Origin of the sequence: Bradyrhizobium sp. (assembly GCF_049691595.1) — a bacterium.
Lineage (GTDB): Bacteria > Pseudomonadota > Alphaproteobacteria > Rhizobiales > Xanthobacteraceae > Bradyrhizobium.
In genome coordinates this window covers 1-3,155 of the sequence record NZ_JBAVNZ010000102.1, presented here as the reverse complement: position 1 = coordinate 3,155, position 3,155 = coordinate 1, and the positions used below count along the sequence as shown (strand labels likewise).

2 protein-coding genes and 1 rRNA gene are annotated in these 3,155 nt (G+C 61.7%); 1 reads left to right on the top strand and 2 read right to left on the bottom strand.

Going from position 1 to position 3,155, the window contains the following annotated elements; all coding sequences use genetic code 11:
• Both WCE35_RS04670 and tyrS read right to left on the bottom strand, forming a co-directional pair.
• Window positions 1-507: ribosomal RNA gene (locus tag WCE35_RS04670) — 16S ribosomal RNA — on the bottom strand; the annotation flags it as partial.
• A 385-nt stretch (window positions 508-892) separates the two neighbouring features.
• Window positions 893-2,098: a tyrosine--tRNA ligase gene (tyrS, locus tag WCE35_RS04665; protein WP_424592171.1), complete on the bottom strand. Its 1,206-nt coding sequence runs from the start codon at window positions 2,096-2,098 to the stop codon at window positions 893-895.
• Between the two features lie 189 nt (window positions 2,099-2,287).
• Here tyrS and WCE35_RS04660 point away from each other — a divergent pair.
• On the top strand, window positions 2,288-3,155 hold an 868-nt coding region (locus tag WCE35_RS04660), incomplete at its 3' end, for a hypothetical protein (RefSeq protein ID WP_424592170.1).

Genomic DNA, 3,155 nt, shown 5'->3' with positions numbered 1-3,155 from the left:
GTTAGCCGGTGCTTCTTTTGTAGGTTAAGTCATCCTCCCGACGTGTTAGGTCGAGAGCTTTCGTCCCTACCGAAAGGGCTTTACAACCCGCAGGCCTTCTTCACCCACGCGGCGTCGCTGGATCAGGGTTTCCCCCATTGTCCAATATTCCCCACTGCTGCCTCCCGTAGGAGTCTGGGCCGTGTCTCAGTCCCAGTGTGGCTGATCGTCCTCTCAGACCAGCTACGGATCGTCGCCTTGGTGGGCCGTTACCCCGCCAACTAGCTAATCCGATTTGGGCTCATCCATCAGTGCCAGGCCTTGCGGTCCCCGGCTTTCCTCCGTAGAGCGTATGCGGTATTAGCCCGAGTTTCCCCGGGTTGTCCCCCGCTGATGGGCAGATTCCCAAATATTCCTCACCCGTCCGCCTCTCGTCAGCATGTATTGCTACACCTGTTACCGATCGACTTGCATGTGTTAAGCACGCCGCCAGCGTTCAATCTGAGCCAGGATCAAACTCTTCAGTTCAATGACTTGAGCTGATAAAGCGAGACCCCAAACTCCAAACCTGATCCGGTTTGACCCGGACCGCTGGACGCTTGGTTACTCGCAGTTTTGGCGCCCATTAATGGACGACCTGACGCGAGTCCCCACACAAATTACCTGCTAACTTTTTAAAGAACTCCCTGCCGGCAAAAGCGTCAGGGACGACCTCGTAGTTTACCCCCGGTCTCAGGGGGTGTCGACACAAATACCGTGCCGCACGAAACCGCCCGGGCCGCCTTTATCAGGCTGCCCGCGGTCGGGGGCGCGCAGTATAGCGGCCCTTCTTGGGGAGTCAACGGCGACTGTCCGGATGGGTCATTTCGGCGGCTTTTTCAGGTCCGCCGGGGGGCCCGGACCGGGGCGCGGCTCAGGACTTGCGCAGGGTCACCCGGGCGATTCCACGCTTGCCGGCCTGCAGCAGGTAGCTCGCGCCCGCCGCGAGCGCCGTGTCGCGGGACTCGACCCTTTCACCATCGACCCGGACCGCACCCTGCTCGATCAGGCGGTAGGCCGCAGAAGCGCTCGCGGCAAGACCGAGGTCCTTCAAGACGTTGGCGAGTTTGGCCGTATCGCCAGTGCAATAGATCGGAGTCTCCTCGACATTCTCCGGGACGGCGCCGTCACGGAACCGGGCGATGAAACGCTCCCGCTCGGCTGCACCGGCGCCGGCACCGTGGAAGCGATCGACGATCTCGACGGCGAGCTCGAACTTGACGTCGCGCGGATTGCGTCCACCGGTCACCGACGCGCGCAATGTGCGGATTTCCGCCAGCGGACGCGCGGACAGCAGGTCGAAATAGCGCCACATCAGTTCGTCGGAGATCGACATCAGCTTGCCGAATATTTCAGCTGGCGATTCGTGAATGCCGATGTAATTACCGAGCGACTTCGACATCTTCTGGACGCCATCCGTCCCTTCGAGCAAGGGCATCGTCAGCACGACCTGCGGCTCCTGGCCAAAGTCGGGCTGGAGCTGGCGTCCCACCAGCAGATTGAACTTCTGATCGGTGCCGCCGAGTTCGACATCGGCCTCGAGTGCCACCGAGTCATAGCCCTGCACCAGCGGGTAAAGGAATTCGTGGATGGCAATCGGCTGGCCGGATTTGTAGCGCTTCGCGAAATCGTCGCGCTCGAGCATGCGCGCGACCGTGTATTTCGCGGCAAGTTCGATCAGGCCGGTTGCCGTCATCGGCGAGAACCAGCGTGAGTTGAATTCGATCACGGTCCGCTCGGGATCGAGGATCTTGAAGATCTGCTCCTGGTAGGTGCGCGCGTTTGCCTTGACCTCGTCAGGGGTCAGGCGCGGCCGGGTCGCATTCTTGCCGCTGGGATCGCCGATCATCCCGGTGAAGTCGCCGATCAGGAAGATGACCTGGTGCCCCAGCTGCTGGAACTGGCGCATCTTGTTGATCAAGACCGTATGCCCCAGATGCAGATCCGGTGCGGTCGGATCGAAACCGGCCTTCACCTTCAGCGGCTGCCCGCGCCCGAGTTTGCGGATCAGATCCGCTTCGGTCAGCAATTCGGCCGCACCGCGGCGCAATTCCTCGATTTGTTGTGCCGGCGGCAGCATCGATCCCCCACGCCCGCACCCTGCGGCGGCCAGGCTGCAACTCTAGGAGCGCGGCCTGGCATTAGCAACGTACGCCATGGCCGAAACGGGCCAAATCCGTGACGCAGTACAAAGGGCCGACAATCAACGGGTTGACGGCAACAGCCACCCCAATTACCGTCGCTCCTCTACCTCGTTGGGGAAGCCCGGGTGGATCAAGACAGGCGCAGGCAAAAAGCCCAGCAGAATGGCGCTGTGGATGTGTATCCGCATCGCTTCGGCGTGATTGCGTCCTGCATCGTGGCGGGTTCGATCTTCGCGGCCGCCGGTTCCCAGCTACAGAACCCGCTGCCGCAGCAATTACCCGAGAAGTTCATGCTGGCTTCCGCCAGGTCGCCTGCGGCAACGCCGGCCAGACCGGCAACTCCATTCGAATTCGTCGCGGTCACGATCGGCCGGAACGACACGCTCGATCGCATATTCCGCGAGCTGCAGCTGGATATCGCCGATCTGGCGGCGCTGCGCAGCCTGCCCGTTGTGCGCAAGAACCTCGACGTCATCCGTCCCGGTGACGTGATACAGATGACCCACCTTGATGGCGAGTTGAAGTCGCTTACCCGCAGGATCGACGAGACGGCGACACTGTCGGTCACACGCGCCGCGCAGGGTTTCTCCGCCAACATCGTCGAGAACCCGCTCGAGACTGAAGAGCGCAGGCTTGCGGGCACCGTGGACAGCTCGCTCTATCTCGCGGTCAATGAAGCGGGCGGCACCGATCGCCTAGCCGTGTCGCTGGCCGACGTCTTCAAGTACGACATCGACTTCGTCAACTCAGTGCAACCGGGCGATCGCTTTATCGTGACCCATGAACAGCAGTGGCAGGACGGCGAATTCGTCCGCGACGGCGACATTCTCGCCGCCGAGTTCGTCAATTCAGGCCGCGCCTATCGTGCCGTCCGCTACGTGATGCCGGATGGTCATGCCGATTACTACACACCGGATGGCCGGCCGGTCCGCAAGGCTTTTCTTCGTTATCCGGTCGACTATGCGCGCATCAGCTCCGGCTATAGCCTGAGGC

Bases quoted from the DNA above. Each gene is read 5' to 3' on its own strand.
- tyrS (WP_424592171.1), bottom strand. From the start codon at position 2,098: ATGCTGCCGCCGGCACAACAAATCGAGGAATTGCGCCGCGGTGCGGCC.